Source organism: Streptomyces sp. NPDC057302 (genome assembly GCF_042667685.1).
Lineage (GTDB): Bacteria > Actinomycetota > Actinomycetes > Streptomycetales > Streptomycetaceae > Streptomyces.
In genome coordinates, this window is record NZ_JBHUZJ010000039.1 from 31,623 (window position 1) to 49,644 (window position 18,022).

Sequence of the window (18,022 nt, forward strand, 5' to 3'; positions counted from 1 at the left end):
CCGGCTTCTTGCTGTAGTCCTCGCCGCGGGAGGGGAAAGGGCCGAAATGGACGGCTCCGCAAGGCCGTGTCCGTCGTCTGAAGGTCGATGCCGCCGTCAGATGCGCCGACGGACGCCCCAGAACCCCGCCGTCCCGCCACCTGGTTGATCACGGCGTGCTTCATGTCCGTACTACGCATCACCCACCTGTCGCCACACGAAGGGCTCCACCACCATGCGTATCGGCATCGATGTCGGTGGGACCAACACCGACGCAGCCCTCCTCGGACACGACGACCGCGTGCTCGCGGCCGTCAAGTCACCGACCACGCCCGACATCACCTCCGGGGTCACCGCCGCGATCCGCGCTCTCGCTCCGCCCGTCGAATCCGTCACCGCCGTGATGATCGGCACCACGCACTTCCTCAACGCGCTCGTCGAGGGCGCCCGGCTCACCCCCGTGGCGACCGTACGTCTGGGCTTACCCGCCACCGCCGCCCTGCCGCCCCTGGCGGACTGGCCCGCGCGGCAGCGGGCCGCCGTCGGCGGGCACGGCTATCTCTGCCACGGCGGGCGGGAGTTCGACGGCCGGCCGCTCTCGCCCCTCGACCCGGAGGAGCTGAAGCGCACGGCCGCCGACATCGCCGCGCGCGGGCTGACCTCGGTCGCCGTCTCGTCCGTGTTCTCGCCCGTCGCGGACGCGGACGAGCGGCTCGCCGCCGAGATCCTGCGGGCCGAGCTCGGCGAGGGCGTGCACTTCTCGCTCTCGCACGAGCTCGGCCGGGTCGGACTGCTCGCGCGCGAGAACGCCACGGTCATCAACGCCTCGCTCCGGGATCTGGCCACGGTCGTCGTCGAGTCGTTCGGCAAGGCGCTGGCGGAGATGTCGATCACGGCGCCGTTCTTCCTGTCGCAGAACGACGGGACGCTGATGGACCCCGACTTCGCGCGCACCTGCCCGGTGGCCACCTTCTCGTCGGGGCCGACCAACTCGATGCGGGGCGCGGCGTTCCTCTCCGGGCTCCGGGACTGCGCGGTCGTCGACGTGGGCGGCACGACGGCCGACATCGGCGTCCTCGCCGGGGGCTTTCCGCGCGAGGCGGCGGGCGAGAGCCAGGCCGCCGGGATCCGCACCAACTTGCGTATCCCAGACGTCCTTTCGCTCGGTATCGGCGGTGGCTCCTGGGTGTCGCCAGACGGTGAGGCAGGGCCGCGGTCGGTCGGCTACCGGCTCACGGAGGAGGCTCTCGTCTTCGGCGGCACGCGCCTGACGGCTACGGATCTCGCGGTGGCCGCGGGCCGGGCCGACATCGGGGACAGCTCCCATGTCGCGCATCTGGAGCGGGAGTTCACCGAGCGCGCCCTTGACCGCGTCGCCGAGCGGCTCGCCGAGGGCGTCGACCGGATGCGGACGTCCGCGGCGGTGCTGCCGGTGGTCGCCGTCGGCGGCGGCTCCGTCCTGGTCCCCGACGAACTGCCCGGCTTCGCCGATGTGCGCAGGCCGTGGCACTTCGACGTGGCCAACGCGGTGGGCGCGGCGATCGCGCAGGTCGGCGGCGAGGTCGACCGGGTCTTCCACGTCCCCGAAGGGCGCAGGGACGCGGTGCTCGCCGGGGCCCGCGAGGACGCCGTGGGGCGTGCGCTGGATGCCGGGGCACGTCCCGGCAGCGTACGCATAGTCGACATCGAGGAGGTGCCGCTCGCCTATCTGCCCGGCGGTGCGACACGCATCCGCGTCAAGGCGGTGGGCGAGCTCGACCTGGGGCGACTGCCCCAGGTCACGGGGTCCGGGGCCGGGGCGATCTCCGATGCGTGAGATCACCCTCGACAACCTCGACGACATCGCCCGGGGCGCGGGCATCCTCGGCACGGGCGGGGGCGGTGACCCCTACATCGGCATGCTGCTCGCCCGCGAGGCGATCCGCGCGCACGGTCCGGTGCGGGTCGTGGACATCGACGAGGTCGACGCCGGCGCGACCGTCGTCCCCATCTCCGGCATGGGCGCGCCCACCGTCCTTCTGGAGCGGGTGCCCAACGGCCGGGAGGATCTGGTGGCGTTGCGCGCCCTGGAGAAGCACATCGGGCGCCGGGCCACGCACCTCACCGCGCTTGAGGTCGGCGGGGTCAACTCGATGCTGCCGATCGCGTGTGCCGCGCGGGCCGGGCTGCCGCTCGTGGACGGGGACGCGATGGGGCGGGCGTTTCCCGAGGCGCAGATGGTGCTGCCCGGTCTTGCCGGGATCACCAACTCGCCGATGGCGCTGGCCGACGACAAGGGCAACGCGGTCGTCGTCGAGGCGGTCGACAACCACGCGGCCGAGCGGATCGCGCGCGCGGTGTGCGTGGAGCTCGGCTGCCAGATCAGCTGCGCGGACACGGTGCTGCGCGGCGATCAGCTCGCCGACGGCCTGGTTCCCGCGACGCTGACGCTGGCCTCGCGGCTCGGCGCGGTGGTGCGCGAGGCGCGGATCGCGCACGGCGATCCGGTGGCGGCGGCGCGGGGCATGCTGGGCGGCATTCCCCTCCTCACGGGCAAGGTGGTCGACGTCAGCCGTCACACGCAGGGCGGTTTCGCACGCGGTCGCGCCCGTGTCGAAGGGGCGCGGGGCGACGCGGGCCGGGTGCTCGAACTCGGCTTCCAGAACGAGCACTTGCTCGCCACGCGCGACGGGGTGACCGTGGCGACCACGCCCGACCTGATCTGCGTCCTGGACAGCGACACCGGTGACCCGGTGACCACGGAGGGCCTGCGCTACGGACTGCGCGTCAGCGCGTTCGCCGCCCGCTGCGATCCGCGCTGGATCACTCCGGGCGGCCTCGCGCTGGCCGGTCCCCGCTACTTCGGATACGAGGTGGACTACCTGCCCTTCGGTTCGGCCGCCCCCTGATGTGTTCCGGCGGACGGTCGTAGCGTGATCGTCCGCCGGGTGTGCTGCTCCACCGCGTCGCGGGAGTAGAGCAACGGGAAGGACTCGTCGGCGGCCCAGCTCGCGAACAGGTCGTCGTAGTGCGGGCTGCCGGGAACGCCGGACTGTCCCGGCGAGTTCATCGCCACGGAGTCGTCCCAGGAGCCGACGTCCACGACGATCCGGAAGGTGGCCCCCGCGGTCTGCCGGAACCCGGGCCCGTAGGCGGCGGCCCCCACGGTGTCCCCGCTGCCGCCGCGCGGCACCGGGCCCACGGAGGCCCACTGCGGGGCGGGCCCTTCCAGCAGGGCGGCGATGGGGTGGTGCGGGTGGGCGTGGTGGAGTGCGCCCCAGGCCCAGCCGGCCGGATCGTCCCCCAGCAGCCCGCTGAGCTCGCCGACGGCCGCGGCGAGCGTGCTGAGCAGCAGCGCGGGATCCGGATCACCGCCGAGAAGCTCCAGGTCGACCCGGGCATCCGCCGCCGCGTCCTCGGCGGGCAGAACCCGCGCCAGCGCCCGCTCCTGCTCCCCCTCACCCACGATCCCGTCGAGGGCCCGCGCCAGGAGGGCGGGCCGCAGATGCCGCCGGTACCAGACCTCGAAGAGGGCGGCGGCCGGGGAGTCGACGGTGAGGCGGGCGTCCCAGTCACGGAGGAGGCAGAGAGCGGCGGGCGACGGAGCGTCCGACCCCGCGGCTTGGGCCTCCAGCCTCGCGAGCAGCGCCTGTACCCGGCGGCCCGGCAGGCTCACGTAGTCCGTTTGGAGGCTTGCGCAGTCCTCGACCGTCCAGGACGCGTGCCTGCCGAGTTCCTCCGTGATGCGGTCGTGGCGGGTCGGTGCGTACCAGTCGTACGTCACCGTCTTCTCCGCGTTCGGGTACGCGGGCGGCAGGTTCAGCTGGTTGGCCGTGGCGAACCAGCCCTGGGCCGGGTCGCGGACCGAGGGGAGTTCCTCCACGTCCAGGAAGCCGTCCCATTCGTAGCGGCCGTCGCCCGGTACCGGGAGCGTGCCGTCCCAGCCGGGGCGGACGGGGACGCGGCCCGCGGGACGCCAGCCGATCGTGCCGTCGGGGGACGCGTAGACCTGGTTCTCGCCGGGGGCTCCCCAGCGCCGCATCGCCGCCACGAACGCGTCGGGGCCCGGCGCCCGCATGTAGTCCATGCTGCCCAGGTAGGGGGCCATACCGGGGCCGAGCCAGGCCGCGCGGACCGCGAACGCGGCGTTCTTGGCCGGTAGTTCGCGGATCACCGGGCCGTGGCGCGTGAACCACAGGTCGGACGTGACCGCGTCGCCGCCCTGCACCGGGATCGACTCCGTGACGCGCGTCATCGGCTCCCAGTGGTCCTGGTACCAGTACTCATGAGGATTCGCCGGGTTCGTGCGGTAGACGTACAGGTCCTCCTGGTCGATCGGGAAGATCGTCAGGCCGAAGGCGACGTGGCCGTTGTGGCCGATGGAGATGCCGGGCAGGGCCGGTTCGCCCGCTCCGATGACGTCGATGCCCGGCGCCGAGAGGTGCGCGAGGTAGCGCAGTGCGGGCAGGGCGATCCCGCGGTGCGGGTCGTTGGCCAGGAGGGGGCGCCCCGTGGCCGTGCGGGACGGGCCGATGACCCAGTTGTTGGAGCCGTCCAGGCCCTGGCGGGGCGCCGCGCCGGCCGCCCACGGGGGCGTGGTGGCCATCTCGTACACGCGCAGGACGTCGGAAGGGATGACGGACAGGTCGAGGCCCTCGGGGACGCGCAGTTGGTGCGGGGCGGGCTCGCGGCGGCGGCGCAGGTCCTCCACGTCGGGGCCGTGATCCCGCAGGGTGAGGGCGCGGGCGACCTCGTCACGGAGGTTGTACTGCAAGCCGTGACTGCGGATGCGGGCCACGTCGGAGGGGAGCCAGTAGGCCGGTTCGTACTTCAACAGGGTGAATTCGGGTGGCAGTTGGGCCGCGTCCGAGCGGCACAGCGACACGTACGCGTTGATGCCGTCGACGAACGCCGTGGTCACCCGCTCCGCGTCCTGCCCGTACGTACGCCACTCCTCGGCCATGTCCCCGCGGTAGAGGAACAGCCGTGCCGCCCGGTCGTGCTCGGCGTACCGCTCCCCCAACACCTCCGCGAGCAGGCCGAGTCCGCGGCGCCGCCACAGGTCCAGCTGGAAGAGGCGGTCACGCGCGGCGTTGAATCCCTGGGCCAGGAAGAGGTCGTCCTGGGAGGCGGCGTACAGATGCGGGACGCCCCACCGGTCGATCCGGATCTCGACGGGCTCCTGAAGGCCCGGCACCTCGAAGACGTCTCCCCTGTCGTCCCTGTCCGTCATCGGGGCTCCTTCACGGCGGCTTCCGGCGAGCGCTCCCCCGGTACGGCCGGACCGGGGCCCGGCGCCAGCCGCACGACCGCCAGCAGTACGACGAGGTTCGCGGCGAGCGCGATGATGCCGCCGTTCACGCCGTGGTACGGGTCGTTGTCGGTGGCCCACAGCACGGTCATCACCACGAGCCCGGTGAGCATCCCGGCGACGGCGGCCCGCGCGGTCAACCGCCGCCAGAACAAGGCGAGGAGCACGACCGGCACGAGCTGCGCCAGACCCTCGTACGACAGGACGGAGAGCTCCACGAGGGTGTTCGGATAGAAGAGGCTGCCCGCCAGGGCGATCAACCCCGCGACGACGCAGACCAGTTGGGAGAGCCGCTTGGTGCGCATGTCGTCGGCGTCCCCGGACTTCCCCCGCACACGGCGGCGCGCCCGCGGATCGGCGCCGTTGCCGCCGCCGAGGATCGTGCGGCCCCACAGCGTGCCGATGGAGAGCATGAAGACGCTCATCGGCACGATCGCCGAGAGGGCACCCGCCACGCCGATGAGCGCGACGACGGGTGAGGGCAGGGAGTCGGTGACGAGGCTGAAGAGGGCGAGGTCGGGGTTGCCAAGCGTCGGCATCACGAACAGCGCCGTGGCGCCGACCACCATCGGGACGAAGAGGAGCAGCTGGTACCAGGGCAGGAGCAGCGCGTTGCGGCGCAGGGCGTTGGGGCTCTTTGCGCTGAGGTAACCGGCGACGGTGGTCGGGAAGATGGTGATCGTCACGGCGTTGAGGACGACCGTGCTCAGGAACCACATGGCGTTGCGCCCGCCGGACTCGTGCCCGGGGAAGGTGAGCCACTCGGGCTTCTCGGTCACCATGCGCTGCATGAAGTCGCTGAACCCGCCGAGGTAGTGCATCGGGATGTACACGGCGAGGAACACGACGGCGATGATCACCAGCACGTCCTTGAGCGCGCTCACCCACGCCGAACCGCGCAGCCCCGACACGAGGATGAACACCTCGGCCACGACGAAGGAGATGACGGCGGCGACCTTGAGATCGACGCTGCCGTACGTCATCGCGTTCACGACGACGCCCATGCCCTGAATCTGCACCTGGATGTAGGGGACGATGAAGACGGTCGCGACGACGGCGACGAGGATCCCCACCGGGCGGGAGCGGAAGCGGAATTCGGCGATGTCCGCGATGGAGATGAGGCCGTGCCGGGACGCGTACGTCCACAGGGCGGGGCCGACGACGTAGGCGACGGCGAAGCCGACGGTCAGGTAGGCGACCAGGTAGAGGATCGGTGCGCCGAAGGAGTACGACCAGCCCGCGGTGCCGAGGAACGAGAAGCTCGTGTACGTCTCGCCCGCCATGAGCAGCCAGATGAACAGGACGCCGAGTCCGCGGCTGGAGACGGACCACTCGGCGAGGCCCTTGGACCGGCCGCGGGCGCTCCAGACGCCGATCCCGATGGTGGCGATCATCGCGAGCCCGAAGATGGTGGTGGCGACGGCTGCGTTGCCGCTCATCGGCGGTCTCCCTCGGTGTCGGTGCCTTCGGGGGCGCCCGCGAGGTCGTCCGCCGGGATGGGCTCGACGGCGTTGGTGCGGTACGCCGGGTCGAGCCGGGCGGCGAGCCAGATGACCAGGGGGCTGATCACCGTGGAGGCGATGACCCAGAAGAGGAGGAAGGGGATGCCGAGGATGCGCGGCTCGATGCGGTTGGCGACGAGCGGGGCCAGGCCGTAGAGCAGGACGGGGACGAGAAGCAGCCAGAGGGAGGGGCGGGCCACGCCCTGGAGGGTGGGGAGGCCCTCGAGCGGCGAGTGGGGAGGGGCCGCGGGGTCCGGTGGGCCCGGCTCGCCGCTGTCTTCGGCTGTGGGGGGCATGAGGGGGCTCCTTGGGGAGGGGCGGGGAGGATCACACGGTCACACAGAGGGGTCGTAACGGCCGTCGACCGCGGTCCAGCCGCCGTCGACGCTCAGCACGGTGCCGGTGACGAACGTGGACGCGTCCGACACGAGATAGGCGACGGCGCCGGCGAGTTCGTCGGCGCGGGCCCACCGCTTGAGCGCGGAGGCCTGGGCGTAGGCATCGAACCACGCGGGGTCGGCGGCGATCTGATCGGTGAGCGGAGTACGGACGACGCCGGGCGCGACCGCGTTGAACCGGACGCCCTGCGGCCCCCATTCCGCGGCGGCGGTCCGCAGCAGTTGGACGAGGCCCGCCTTGGACGCGGCGTACGGCCCCTGCCCCGGCTCCACCTGGAAGGCGCGCATGGAGGCGAACCCGACCACGCTTCCGCGGCCTCGCTCGGCCATGCCGGGGGCGACGGCCTGGATGAGGGTGAGATAGGAGCGCAGGTTCAGCGCGATGACCCGGTCGAACTCGTCGAGGCTGTAGTCGGCGATGCGCTTGCGTACGTTGGCCCCGACGGTGACGACGAGCCCGTCGAGCGGCCCCCACGCGGCGACGGCGGCGCGCACCGCGTCCGGGTCGAGAACGTCCAGGGGCTGGGCGGTGGCGCCACCGAAGCCCTGGGCTGCCGCCTCGCCCTCCCCCGCCGCCAGCGCCACCGTCCTTGCCGCCCCTTCCGTGTCCCGGTCGGCGACGATGACGTGCGCGCCTTGGGCGACCAGCGCGCGTGCTGCTTCACGGCCGATGCCGCTGGCGCCGCCCACGACCGCGATGCGGCGGCCGTCGAGCCGGAACAGGTTGCCGTAGTCCATGGTGGTGCCTCTCTGGCAGGGTCCAGGGTTCAAGGTGCAGGGTCGGGTGATCGTCGTTGAGGGGGCGTCGGGGCCGCCTCCGCTCCGGCCTAGGGCCTGATGACCACCATCCGTGTCACCGTCAGTTCCTCGATCGCGAACCTGGGGCCCTCGCGGCCGATGCCCGAGTCCTTGACGCCTCCGTACGGGGCGATGTCGCTGCGGTAGCCGGGGACTTCGTTCACCACGACGCCGCCGGCCTCCAGGCGGTCCACGGCCTCCAGGGCGGCTCGCAGGCCGCGGGTGTAGACGGCCGCGTGCAGGCCGTAGCGGCTCGCGTTGACGAGGTCGTACGCGGTGTCCAGATCCGGCACCGTGCGCAGGCAGACGACCGGGCCGAAGATCTCCTCGTCCCAGGCGGGTTCGCCGTCGGGGACCTCCGCGAGCAGCGTCGGGGCGATGCACCGCCCGTCTGCGCCACCCGTGTCACCCCTGCCGCCCGTGTCACGGACTCCCCCGGCCACCACGCGCGCTCCCGCGGCCCGCGCCCGCTCGACCCAGTCGAGGACCCGCCGCGTCGCCGTCTCGTCGATGAGCGCCGAGACGCGGGTCGTCGGGTCCCGGGGGTCGCCGACCACCACGTCCGGCAGCCGCTCCACGAGCCGCTTCTCGAACTCCCGCGCCACCGAATCCACCACGATGACCCGCTGTACGGAGATGCAGGCCTGACCCGAGGCGTAGAACCCGCCGCGCACCACCGCGTCGGCCGCCGCGTCGAGATCGGCGTCCGCGGCCACCACGAGCGCCGCGTTGGAGCCGAGTTCGAGGACGACCTTGCGGGGTGCCGCGTCCCGCGCGATGTGGTGGCCGACCGCCGCGGACCCGGTGAAGGAGACCGCCGCGACCTCCGGATGCGTGGTGAGCGTACGGCCGACCTCCGCGTCCCCCGTGACCAGTTGTACCGCTCCGGCCGGGGCGCCCGCCGCCACGAGCTGCTCCCGTACGAGATGGACCAGCCGCAGGGTGGCGAGCGGTGTCGCGGGAGCGGGCTTGACGATCACCGGGCAGCCCGCCGCGAGCGCCGGTGCGATCTTGTGGGAGGCGAGCAGGACCGGGTAGTTGAAGCCCGCGATGCCGACCACGACGCCGACGGGCTTGCGCGTCCAGAAGCCGAAGAGGCCTTCCCCGGAGGGCTGGAGGTCCAGCGGCACGGTCTCCCCGTGCAGATGGGCCACCTCGTCCGCGGCGGACTGCCAGGTGGCCACGGCCCGCCGCATCTCGACCCCGCAGTCGACCCGCGGCTTCCCGGTCTCCAGGACGAGCAGGTCCACGAGGTCCGCCGCCGCTTCGGCCAGGGACGCAGCGATCCCGGTCAGCACCTGGCGCCGCACCCCGGCCGTCAGCCTGCCCACCCGCACCCGCACCGCCGCGGCATGCTCGACCGCCCGCCCCGCGAGCTCCTGGTCGCCGACCGGCGCCGCGCCGATCTCCGTGCCGTCGTACGGGAAGCGGACGGGTTGGCTTGCGGGCACGCTCACCCAGCCGTCTCCGACGGGCAACCCTTCGGGGCAGGTAGCGGGGCTGGCGTCGGGGCTGGTCATCGCGTACCTCCGGTGGCGCCGTTCAGGAACGAGTGCGCCGCCGCGGCGTACACCCGCGTGTACTCGACGATCTCCCGCACCTCGACGAACTCGTCCTTCTGGTGCGCGATCCACTTTCCGCCGGGCCCGTAGACGACGGTCGGCAGACCCGCGTCGCGGGTGAGGATGGTCCCGTCCGTGGTGCCGGGCACGGCCCCGAACGGCGGTGGGCCGCCGTGCACCTGACGGTGTCCTTCGACGAGCGCGGCGACCACCGGATGGTCCTGCGCGATCTCGATGGCGGGCCGGTCGTCGACGACGGTGAGCCCTACGCCCACCCCCACGCTCCCGGCCGCCTCGACGGCGAACTCCCTTATGCGCTCGATGAGTTCGGCGTGATCGGTACCGGGGATCGTGCGTACGTCGATGCCGACGACCCCATGGGCGGGGATGACGTTCAGCTGGTCCGGGTCCCCGCCGAGCAGGACGGTCGGCGTGACCGTCACGCTCCCGGCGTGCGGGTGGGTGCCGTAGCGCTCCTGGGCCCAGTCCTGCGCGTGGCCGAGCGCCTCGACGATGCGCGCCCCGGCGACGATCGGGCTTTTGGCCTCCTGCGGCATGGCTCCATGCGCCATCACCCCGTCGAGGTCGAGCCTGAGCCGGATGCCGCCACGGGCGGAGGTGCACACCTCGTACCCCTCGGGCTCGCAGACGATCACCCCGTCCACCTCACGCGCCAGCGCGGTGGCGGCGAACGCCTTCGCGCCGAGCATCAGCCCTTCCTCGTCGCACAGCACGCCGAGGACGACGCGGCCCGGGAAGGGGCCGGCGAGCTGAAGGGCGCGCACCCCGTAGATCATCGCCGCGACACCGGACTTCATGTCGGCGGAGCCGCGGCCCCACAGCCTGCCGTCCCGGATCTCGGCGCCGTAGGGATCGACGCTCCAGTCCGCCGGGTCCCCTTCCGTGACGACGTCGATGTGCCCCTCGAACATCAGCGTCGGCCCGTCGCCTCCCCCGCCCTCGATGACGGCGACGGTGTTGGGCCGCCCCGGCGCGACCTCCACCACGTCGTACGTCCAGCCGAACTCGGTGAAGAGCCGGGCGACGAGTTCGGCCGCGGGCCGCTCGACCTCGGTGGCTCCGGCCGCGTTGACGGTGCGGAGGCGGACCAGGTCCTGGGTGAAGGCGACGACGGCGGCCTCGTCGGCCGTGGGCTCGCTTGAGCTGGTGTGCATGGAACCTCCAAGTCGGTCGGCCACAAGGCCAGTCGACTGGTCAGACCAGTTGAGTTCCCGTACTCTGCCTCCACGTTCATGGCCGGGTCAACCACCAGATCTTGGATTTACCGCGCCGATGTCCGCGCCGATGTCCGCGTCGACGTGCGCGCCGACATCGCGTATCAGCTACGTACCGTGGAGGGGGCGGGCCGATGGCCGCCGACGACGCCGACCTGTTCCGGCCGGTCACACCGGTCCGCGCCTATCAGCGGGTGGCGGAGCAGATCGAGGAGCGCATCCTCAGCGGTGATCTGCCGCCGGGCTCCCGGCTGCCCGCCGAGCGCGAGCTGGTCAACCGCTTCGGCGTGGGCCGCTCCACGGTTCGCGAGGCGCTGCGCGTCCTTCAGTCGGCGGGCCTGATCCGCTCACGCCCCGGCGACCCGCTGGGCGCGGAGGTACTCGGCGTCTCCCCCGACAACCTCAGCCAGGCCCTGGGCCGCCTCACCCGCTCCAGTGTGTCCACGCTCGGCGAACTGGTGCAGTTCCGCATGGTCCTTGACGCCGAGAGCAACCGCCTTGCGGCGCGTCTGCACGGCGCGGACGATCTCGCCCGAATGCGCGAGCAGATCACCCGCATGGAATCCCTCAGCGGCAGCGGTCCGGCGGCCCTGCACGCGTTCAGCGAGGCGGACGCGCTCTTCCACCGCGCGATCGCCGAGGCCAGCGGCAACTCGCTCCTGGGCCTGTGCGCACGCGCCGTGCACGGGGCGGTGGTCGAGGTCATCGAGAAGAAGATCGCGGGCGTCACGGACACGACGGCCTGGATGAAGCGCTCCATAGCCCACCACCGGGAGGTCCTCGCGGCGATCACCGCGGGCGACGGACCCCTCGCCGCCCGCCTGGGCCGCACGGCGCTGCACGAGTACTACGCGGAACATGTGGAGCCCGAGACACGGGAGTTGCTGGCGGCGTCCGCCGAGGATCACTGACGGAATCCCGGCGAGAGTCCGAGTCTCCCCTCCAACTGCCGGAGCAACCCGCCGAGCAAGTCGCTGAGTTGACCCTGGGCGTCGTCGTCGAGACCCGCGAGAACCACGGTCTCGTAGGCCAGTTGGTCGGGCAGGACCGAGTCGACCAGGTCGCGGCCCGCCTCGGTCAGGCCGACGTGTGAGACGCGGCGGTCACGGGTGTCGGCACGGCGGTCGACCAGGCCGCGCTCCTGGAGCTGCTTGAGGCGCTTGGTGACGGCGGCCCCCGAGGAGAAGGTCTCGCGGGCCAGTTCGCCGGGCGTCAGTTCGTGGCCGGTGCGGCGCAGCGCGCCCAGCAGGTCGAACTCGGGGCGGGTCAGGCCGACGCGGCGCAGCGGGGCGTCCTCCGCCTGTTGCAGCAGGGCCGCGCAGCGGTTGATGCGGCCGATGACCTCCATCGGCCCCGTGTCGATGTCCGGCCGCACGGCCTGCCACTGCCGTACGACGGCGGCGACGGTGTCGCGCGGCACGCTCGGAGCACCGCCGGTCGCACCCGCGGCACTGCTCGTGGCGCCCGTCGCACCGCTCACACCACCGCTCGCGCCACCGCCCGCGCCATCGTCCCCCGCACGGGCCACGGCGTCCGCCGCCGTGTCCCGTTCGTTCCCGTTCCTCATGCGCCCCTGTCCTCGCCCTTCCGCGTCGCCCGGCCCGTCACACCCGTACGCGCTCGCCGCGCTCCGTGCCGCGTACCGTCGCCGCGAGCGTACGGTGTCCTGCCTGTTCGGCGGCCATCACCCGCTCCTCCGGCAGGGCGCGCTGCCACCATTCGCCCGCCGCCGCGTCATGGGCGGTGCGCAGGTCGACCAGGGCGGCGGTCAGGCCGCGGCGCGCCGGGCGCAGGGTGCCGGGGGTGGGGAGCGGGGCCGCCAGTGCCTGCTCGGCGCGGGCGCGGGCCCGGTCGGTGGCGTCGATGGCCAGCTCGATGTGGTCGGCGGCGCGCCGGTTGGTGACGGCCATCGCCGCGACGATGCCGAGCAGCGCCCCCACGAACGTGTCCACGACCCGGTCGAGGATCAGCTCTCCGGGCTGCTGGAACCGCGCGAACTCGGTGACCAGAAGCGCCATCGGCGTGACGCACACACTGCCCATCCAGTAGTTGCGGGCCATCAGTGCCTCCGCCCCGAAGGCGAGGGCCAGGCAGCAGACGATCAGTGCGGCCTGGCTGAGGTGGGCCAGCGGGACGATCGCGGCGAAGGCGAGCACCCCGACGAGGTTGCCGACCACGCGCTGCACTCCCCTGTTCCAGGTGAGCGTGACGTTGGCCTGGTAGAGCGAGGCCGCCGTGACGAGGGCCCAGTAGGGGCGGCCGACGCCGAGCGCCAGCGACGCGTACCCGGCGAGCGCGCAGCCGACGGCCGTGCGCAGGGCGATGGGCAGCAGCGGCGATCCGGGGCCGAGGCGCCGCCACAGGGGCTGCCTGGCCGGGGCCGCCGCCAACACGGCTTCCACTCCCAGGAGTTCATCGTCCGCCTCGCGTCGTACGCCGCCGGGGCGTGGCACCGCGCCCGTGCCGCGCAGGCCGTCCGCGAGGGCGCGCAGCTGGGCGGGGTCGGCGGCCGACGGCGCCGACAGGGCTTCCTCGGCGCGGATCACCAGGCGCTCCAGGGCGCGGCGCGCAGCCGTGCGGGCGCCGGTGGCGAGCAGTGACTGCCAGGCCGCGTGGACGGCCGCGGCGGCTCCCGGCCTGGCGCGCTCCCGGCCGGGGCCCGCGGCCTCGGCGTAGGCGGCAGCCGCGTGCAGGGCCCGTGCGGTGGCCCGGCGCTCGGGGCCGTGCGGGCGCACCAGGGCCGGGGCCATGCCGACGAGCCAGGCCACGGCTCCGGCGCCCAGGGTGAGGGCGAGGTGGCCGGGGACCTGCCCGATGGCCTGCGGCGCGAACAGGGTGGCGGAGCTGATGAACGTGAAGATGAGGTGGCCCGGCGGGCCGATGCGGGTGGCGTCGCAGAGCGTCTTCTGCGCGGCGGCGAGCAGCGCACCGACCGCCACGAGTACCACCGCCGAGGTGGTGAGCGAGGCGGCGACCATGGCGACCCCGACGCTTGCCAGCATGCCGACGACGACCCCGGCGAGGGCGCGGGCCCGCGCGGCGTAGGGGAGGTTGTGGGCGTAGAGCGCACAGAACGATCCGGCCATCGTGTACATGACGAGGTCGAGGCGGCCGATCGCGAGGAGCGTCAGATTCGGTATCGCGGTGGCGACGACCACGCTCGACGCGGGCTTGAACCAGATGTCGGACGGCTTGCCCGGACGCAGTACGCCAGCGAGCGGGAGTCGGCGGATGCGGGAGGGGCCCGAGGGCTCGGGGGCTTCGGGGGCTTCGGGGGCTTCGGAGGGTTCTGAAAGGCGGGGCGAAGGTGGCGGCGTACTGCTCGTAGGTGCACTGCTCATACCCAGAACCTTAGCAAGTGTTTTACTCGGAACCGATTTACGTCACGGTGGCCCCGTCCGCTCCCCTTCGCGCTCCCCGCGTACACCCGTGCGCTCGCATACGAGGCCCTGTGCGGGGGCATCGACCCGACGACACCGTCAATCGGGGAGGTGCGCGGTGCACGGACCGGCGCAGGCCGGCTGGCTGCTCGTCGCGCTGTGCGCGGCGACCGGGTCCTACTGTCTGCTGCGGATGCGCAGCAGGATCGAGGAACAGCGCCGGGCGGCCGGCGGCGAGGCGCTCATGGGCTTCGGAATGGCGCTGATGGCCCTGCCGGCGGCCGTACTGGCACCGCCGCGGTGGGTCTGGCTGGCGTACGCGGCCGTGTTCGGCGCGGCGGCGCTGCGGGCGCTCTGGGCGGCGCGACGGCACCGGCATCGTCACCACCGGCACGACCGACACCACCGGCATCACCTGCATCACCTGGTCGGGGCCTGCGCCATGGTCTACATGGCGGTGGCCATGGCAGCGACGCCCGGCGCCCACGCGGGCCACGGCGGCGGGGGCACGCCGGCACTCACCGGAGCGCTCCTGCTCTACTTCGCCGGGTACGTGCTCTGGTCAGGGGCCCGTCTCCTGCCCGTCCCGACGCTCGCGGCGGCGGAGGGAGGGGGTGGCGGCGGCCCGATCACGGGGTGGGCCGACCGCACGGAGCTCGCGATGGCGTGCCGCCTGTCCATGGGGATCGCCATGATCGCGATGCTTCTGACGCTGTAGAGCGCGAGCACGAGCACGACGCTCCTGACGCGGCATGGCAGCCGCGAGGCCGTAAGGGGTGATATCCCGCGATCAGCCGTGTCGTGCGTCACTTGAGGCGATAGTCCATACCCTCCGGGAGCGCCACCCTCATAGTCTTGACGCATGTTGCTCCCCGTTGCGCTGTTGCTGCTGGGCGCCCTCACCGCCGTCGTCGCCCCGCGCCTGCTCGCACGCGCCGACTGGCCGGAGCGCGAACCGGTGGTCGCGCTGTGGGCGTGGCAGTGCGTCGTCGCGGGTGTGCTCATGTGCTGTGCCCTCTCGATGACCCTGAGCGCCGCCGCCGCGTGGCAGGCCGTGCGCGGTCATGTCTTCGCCCCCGCGCCGCACGACGTGGTCGACGCGTACGCACTCGGGGCGGGAGGCGCCTGGGCCCCCGCGACCGCCGTGGTGCTGGCCCTGGGCGGCGTGTGGACGGCCGCGATGCTGACCCGGGAGATCGTCAGGGCGCGGGCGCGGCGCGGCAAGCGGCGTACCGAACTCCTGCTGCGCGCACCGCTGTTGCCCGGCGAGGAGCCGGGCGCCGACCGTCTCGTCGTCCTGGAGGGCGAGCGGCCCGACGCCTGGTGGCTGCCGGGCTCTGCGCCCCAACTGGTCATCACCACGGCCGCGTTGCGCCGCCTGAAGGGCCGTCAGCTCGATGCCGTGCTCGCCCATGAGCAGGGGCACGCGCAGGCACGGCACGACTGGCTCCTGCACTGCTCGGGCGCGCTGGCCGTGGGCTTCCCGCAGGTGCCGGTGTTCGCCGCGTTCCGGGGCGAGATGCACCGCCTGGTCGAGCTGGCCGCCGACGACGTGGCATCGCGGCGCTTCGGCCGCCTGACGATCGCCCTCGCGCTCGTCGAGCTGAACGAGGACCGGGGCGTCTTCGGCCCCTGCCCGACCCCGCAGGCACACGTGCCGCAGCGGGTGCACCGACTGCTGTCCGCACGGCCACGCCTCACCGCGGGACGGCGGCTGCGACTGACGGCGGCCGCGGCCATGGTGCCGGTGGTACCGCTCCTGGTGACGTTCGTGCCGGGGCTGCGCGCGCTGGGCTAGTCGTCCGGGTAAGCGGGCCTGGGCCAGTCGTCCGGTGCAGCACACCGGGCCAGTCATCCGGGGCAAGCACACCGGGTCAGTTGTCCGGGCAAGCACGCCGGGCCAGTCGACCGGGGCAAGCACACCGGGCCAGTCGTCCGGGACAGCGGGCCAGGGGCGGAGGCCGAGGCCCGTAGTGGTCTGTCGCCGGCAGGGCAAGGCGCCATCGCTCGCCCCGCGCGAGCGCACCGGGATGGTTTCCGGCGCCGTTTGTCGGCGAGGATCTCTCCATGCACCCCGCCGCACCTCTCGACTCGCCGCCCAGTCCGCACCGTCCGCGGAAGTCCCGCGCGGCGCTCACCGCCGCGCTCCTGTGTGTGCCGTCCGCCCTGCTCGTCCTCCTGGTCGAGCTGGAGTGGGGCCCGCTGCGCACCCTCGACGGCGACATCGCGCGCACCACGCACCGCTGGGCCGTGGCGCACGACGATCTCACCCAGGCGAGCCGCGTCCTCACCGACTGGGTGTGGGACCCGTGGACGATGCGCGCGCTGTGCGCCGTGGCCGTGGTGTGGCTCGCCTTCCGCGGGGCGTACCGGCTCGGGCTCTGGATCGCCGCCACCTGCGCGGTGGGCACCCTGGTGCAGCAGGGCCTCAAGGCCGCGGTCGACAAGCCGCGCCCGGCGTGGCCCGACCCGGTGGACTCCGCGCACTTCGCGGCCTTCCCCTCGGGACACGCCCTGACGGCGACGGTCGCCTGCGGGCTGCTCCTGTGGCTGCTGCGTCTGTACGGCGTCGGGCCCGCCGTGTGGCGCACGGGCGTGACGATCGCCGCGGTCTCCGTGGTCGGGGTCGGCGTGACCCGGATCTGGAACGGCGTGCACTGGCCTTCGGACGTCGTCGGCGGCTGGCTCCTCGGCGCGCTGATGGTGGCCCTCGCGATCGCGACGTACACCCACCGGCCGGGCGAACAGCCGGGCGAGGGGGCGGGCGACGCCGCACCGCGTGACGAGACCGCCTGACGAGACCACGTGACGAGACCACGTGCCACTTGACCCCCCGTCCGCCGCTCCCGCAGGATTCCCGGCATGACGATCAAGGGCGCGCTCTTCGACTTCTCCGGGACCCTCTTCCGCATCGAGTCCACCGGGGCCTGGCTGCGCGCGGTGCTCCAGGAGGCCCGACTGCCGCTCCCCGAAGCCGAGTCCGAGCGCCTGGCGGGCGCCCTGGAGCGAGCGGGCGCGCTGCCGGGCGGGGCTCGTCCCACCGCCGTTCCCGAGCGCCTTGCCGAGCTGTGGGCCCAGCGCGACCGCACCGCCGCGGAGCACCGTGCCGCGTTCACGGCCATGTCGCGCGAGGTCCCGCTGCCCGATCCGCGCCTGCACGGCGCCCTGTACGAACGCCACATGAACCCGGAGGCCTGGCGTCCCTACCCCGACGCCGCCGAGGTGCTCACGGGGCTGCGCGAGCGGGGCATTCGCGTAGCGGTGGTCAGCAACATCGGCTGGGACCTGCGCCCCGTCTTCCACGCCCACGGCCTGGCCACGTACGTCGACGCGTACGCCCTGTCGTACGAGCACGAGGTCCAGAAGCCGGACCCCCGCCTGTTCGCGCGCGCCTGCGAGGACATCGGCGTCGATCCGGCACACGCCCTGATGATCGGCGACGACCGGCACGCGGACGCGGGCGCCGCCACGCTCGGCTGCGCGGTGCACTTCGTGGACCCGCTGCCCGTGGACCGGCGGCCGGGCGGACTGCTCCCCGTGCTCGGCCTCGTCGACAGGGCATAGCCGCAGTCGGCGGCGGAGCCGGGCAGCGGCTCAGGAGCGGTAGCCCTCGACCTCGGCGGCGGGACGCACCCGTGCCTCGTCCGGGTCCTCGCCGAACTCCGCCTTCGCGCGCCGCTGGCGCAGCAGATCCCAGCAGCGGTCCAGTTCACGTTCGATCGCGCCGAGCCTCGCGCGCTCCGTCGTCTCGTCGATCGCTCCGGACGCCAGGGACTCCCGCAGCGTCCGCTCGTCGTCGACCATCGACGCGATCCGGGACAGAATCTGCTCTTGATCCATCGCAGTACGCCTCCTCGGCCCCCCGGCCCACTGTAAGG

At 73.2% G+C, this 18,022-nt stretch carries 16 protein-coding genes; 7 read left to right on the forward strand and 9 right to left on the reverse strand.

The window, feature by feature from the left end; all coding sequences use genetic code 11:
- The first annotated feature begins 214 nt into the window (after nt 1–214).
- Together ACFUPX_RS25365 and ACFUPX_RS25370 are read left to right on the forward strand one after the other, a co-directional pair.
- A complete protein-coding gene (locus ACFUPX_RS25365) occupies nt 215–1,795 on the forward strand; it encodes a hydantoinase/oxoprolinase N-terminal domain-containing protein (RefSeq protein WP_383326907.1) in 1,581 nt (526 codons plus the stop codon).
- Nucleotides 1,788–2,867, forward strand: coding sequence for a DUF917 domain-containing protein (locus tag ACFUPX_RS25370; protein WP_383326910.1), 1,080 nt, complete (start codon nt 1,788–1,790; stop codon nt 2,865–2,867). Before ACFUPX_RS25365 ends, ACFUPX_RS25370 begins: the two co-directional genes overlap by 8 nt.
- On the opposite strand, the gene ACFUPX_RS25375 is transcribed toward ACFUPX_RS25370, so the two are convergent.
- The 6 genes from ACFUPX_RS25375 to ACFUPX_RS25400 all read right to left on the reverse strand — a co-directional run bounded on the left by ACFUPX_RS25375 (nt 2,837) and on the right by ACFUPX_RS25400 (nt 10,704).
- Nucleotides 2,837–5,191 carry a penicillin acylase family protein gene (locus tag ACFUPX_RS25375; protein WP_383326913.1) on the reverse strand — a complete coding sequence of 785 codons (2,355 nt, stop codon included), beginning with the start codon at nt 5,189–5,191 and terminating at the stop codon, nt 2,837–2,839. The two genes, ACFUPX_RS25370 and ACFUPX_RS25375, sit on opposite strands and share 31 nt — an antisense overlap.
- Nucleotides 5,188–6,708, reverse strand: a complete 1,521-nt coding sequence (locus tag ACFUPX_RS25380) for a sodium:solute symporter (protein WP_383326916.1) — start codon at nt 6,706–6,708, stop codon at nt 5,188–5,190. The genes ACFUPX_RS25375 and ACFUPX_RS25380 overlap by 4 nt, the downstream gene beginning before the upstream one ends.
- Nucleotides 6,705–7,067 (reverse strand): DUF3311 domain-containing protein, encoded by a 363-nt coding sequence (locus ACFUPX_RS25385; protein ID WP_383326919.1) that lies wholly within the window; start codon nt 7,065–7,067, stop codon nt 6,705–6,707. The genes ACFUPX_RS25380 and ACFUPX_RS25385 overlap by 4 nt, the downstream gene beginning before the upstream one ends.
- Before the next feature lie 39 nt (nt 7,068–7,106).
- On the reverse strand, nt 7,107–7,907 hold the full coding sequence (locus tag ACFUPX_RS25390) for an SDR family NAD(P)-dependent oxidoreductase (protein WP_383326922.1): 801 nt from the start codon (nt 7,905–7,907) through the stop codon (nt 7,107–7,109).
- 89 nt (nt 7,908–7,996) lie between these two features.
- Entirely contained in the window at nt 7,997–9,424 is a 1,428-nt protein-coding gene (locus ACFUPX_RS25395; protein ID WP_383326925.1) for an aldehyde dehydrogenase family protein, read from the reverse strand.
- A 59-nt stretch (nt 9,425–9,483) separates the two neighbouring features.
- Nucleotides 9,484–10,704, reverse strand: coding sequence for a M20 family metallopeptidase (locus tag ACFUPX_RS25400; protein WP_383326928.1), 1,221 nt, complete (start codon nt 10,702–10,704; stop codon nt 9,484–9,486).
- A gap of 194 nt (nt 10,705–10,898) precedes the next feature.
- On the opposite strand from ACFUPX_RS25400, the gene ACFUPX_RS25405 reads away from it, so the two are divergent.
- Complete coding sequence (locus ACFUPX_RS25405) at nt 10,899–11,675, forward strand: FadR/GntR family transcriptional regulator (protein ID WP_383326931.1); 777 nt, start codon at nt 10,899–10,901, stop codon at nt 11,673–11,675.
- Here ACFUPX_RS25405 and ACFUPX_RS25410 read toward each other — a convergent pair.
- Complete coding sequence (locus ACFUPX_RS25410) at nt 11,669–12,331, reverse strand: MarR family winged helix-turn-helix transcriptional regulator (RefSeq protein WP_383326934.1); 663 nt, start codon at nt 12,329–12,331, stop codon at nt 11,669–11,671. The genes ACFUPX_RS25405 and ACFUPX_RS25410 overlap by 7 nt on opposite strands.
- A 37-nt stretch (nt 12,332–12,368) precedes the next feature.
- Entirely contained in the window at nt 12,369–14,105 is a 1,737-nt protein-coding gene (locus tag ACFUPX_RS25415) for an FUSC family protein (RefSeq protein ID WP_383326937.1), read from the reverse strand.
- A gap of 157 nt (nt 14,106–14,262) precedes the next feature.
- Here ACFUPX_RS25415 and ACFUPX_RS25420 point away from each other — a divergent pair, with 157 nt between their 5' ends.
- The 4 genes from ACFUPX_RS25420 to ACFUPX_RS25435 all read left to right on the forward strand — a co-directional run bounded on the left by ACFUPX_RS25420 (nt 14,263) and on the right by ACFUPX_RS25435 (nt 17,708).
- Complete coding sequence (locus ACFUPX_RS25420; RefSeq protein WP_383326940.1) at nt 14,263–14,862, forward strand: DUF5134 domain-containing protein; 600 nt, start codon at nt 14,263–14,265, stop codon at nt 14,860–14,862.
- A 144-nt stretch (nt 14,863–15,006) separates the two neighbouring features.
- A complete protein-coding gene (locus ACFUPX_RS25425; RefSeq protein ID WP_383326943.1) occupies nt 15,007–15,942 on the forward strand; it encodes a M56 family metallopeptidase in 936 nt (311 codons plus the stop codon).
- Between the two features lie 269 nt (nt 15,943–16,211).
- Entirely contained in the window at nt 16,212–16,940 is a 729-nt protein-coding gene (locus ACFUPX_RS25430) for a phosphatase PAP2 family protein (RefSeq protein WP_383326945.1), read from the forward strand.
- Between the two features lie 66 nt (nt 16,941–17,006).
- The gene (locus ACFUPX_RS25435) at nt 17,007–17,708 is read left to right on the forward strand and encodes an HAD family hydrolase (RefSeq protein ID WP_383326948.1); all 702 of its coding nucleotides are present in this window, start codon (nt 17,007–17,009) and stop codon (nt 17,706–17,708) included.
- 30 nt (nt 17,709–17,738) lie between these two features.
- Here ACFUPX_RS25435 and ACFUPX_RS25440 read toward each other — a convergent pair whose 3' ends face one another.
- Nucleotides 17,739–17,984: a DUF2630 family protein gene (locus ACFUPX_RS25440; protein ID WP_383326951.1), complete on the reverse strand. Its 246-nt coding sequence runs from the start codon at nt 17,982–17,984 to the stop codon at nt 17,739–17,741.
- Between the last annotated feature and the right edge of the window lie 38 nt (nt 17,985–18,022).

Coding starts and splice junctions, on each gene's coding strand:
- ACFUPX_RS25440 (WP_383326951.1), bottom strand. CDS start 17,984: ATGGATCAAGAGCAGATTCTGTCCCGGATCGCGTCGATGGTCGACGAC.
- ACFUPX_RS25370 (WP_383326910.1), top strand. CDS start 1,788: ATGCGTGAGATCACCCTCGACAACCTCGACGACATCGCCCGGGGCGCG.
- ACFUPX_RS25385 (WP_383326919.1), bottom strand. CDS start 7,067: ATGCCCCCCACAGCCGAAGACAGCGGCGAGCCGGGCCCACCGGACCCC.
- ACFUPX_RS25415 (WP_383326937.1), bottom strand. CDS start 14,105: ATGAGCAGTGCACCTACGAGCAGTACGCCGCCACCTTCGCCCCGCCTT.
- ACFUPX_RS25375 (WP_383326913.1), bottom strand. CDS start 5,191: ATGACGGACAGGGACGACAGGGGAGACGTCTTCGAGGTGCCGGGCCTT.
- ACFUPX_RS25380 (WP_383326916.1), bottom strand. CDS start 6,708: ATGAGCGGCAACGCAGCCGTCGCCACCACCATCTTCGGGCTCGCGATG.
- ACFUPX_RS25400 (WP_383326928.1), bottom strand. CDS start 10,704: ATGCACACCAGCTCAAGCGAGCCCACGGCCGACGAGGCCGCCGTCGTC.
- ACFUPX_RS25405 (WP_383326931.1), top strand. CDS start 10,899: ATGGCCGCCGACGACGCCGACCTGTTCCGGCCGGTCACACCGGTCCGC.
- ACFUPX_RS25430 (WP_383326945.1), top strand. CDS start 16,212: ATGCACCCCGCCGCACCTCTCGACTCGCCGCCCAGTCCGCACCGTCCG.
- ACFUPX_RS25410 (WP_383326934.1), bottom strand. CDS start 12,331: ATGAGGAACGGGAACGAACGGGACACGGCGGCGGACGCCGTGGCCCGT.
- ACFUPX_RS25435 (WP_383326948.1), top strand. CDS start 17,007: ATGACGATCAAGGGCGCGCTCTTCGACTTCTCCGGGACCCTCTTCCGC.
- ACFUPX_RS25425 (WP_383326943.1), top strand. CDS start 15,007: ATGTTGCTCCCCGTTGCGCTGTTGCTGCTGGGCGCCCTCACCGCCGTC.
- ACFUPX_RS25390 (WP_383326922.1), bottom strand. CDS start 7,907: ATGGACTACGGCAACCTGTTCCGGCTCGACGGCCGCCGCATCGCGGTC.
- ACFUPX_RS25365 (WP_383326907.1), top strand. CDS start 215: ATGCGTATCGGCATCGATGTCGGTGGGACCAACACCGACGCAGCCCTC.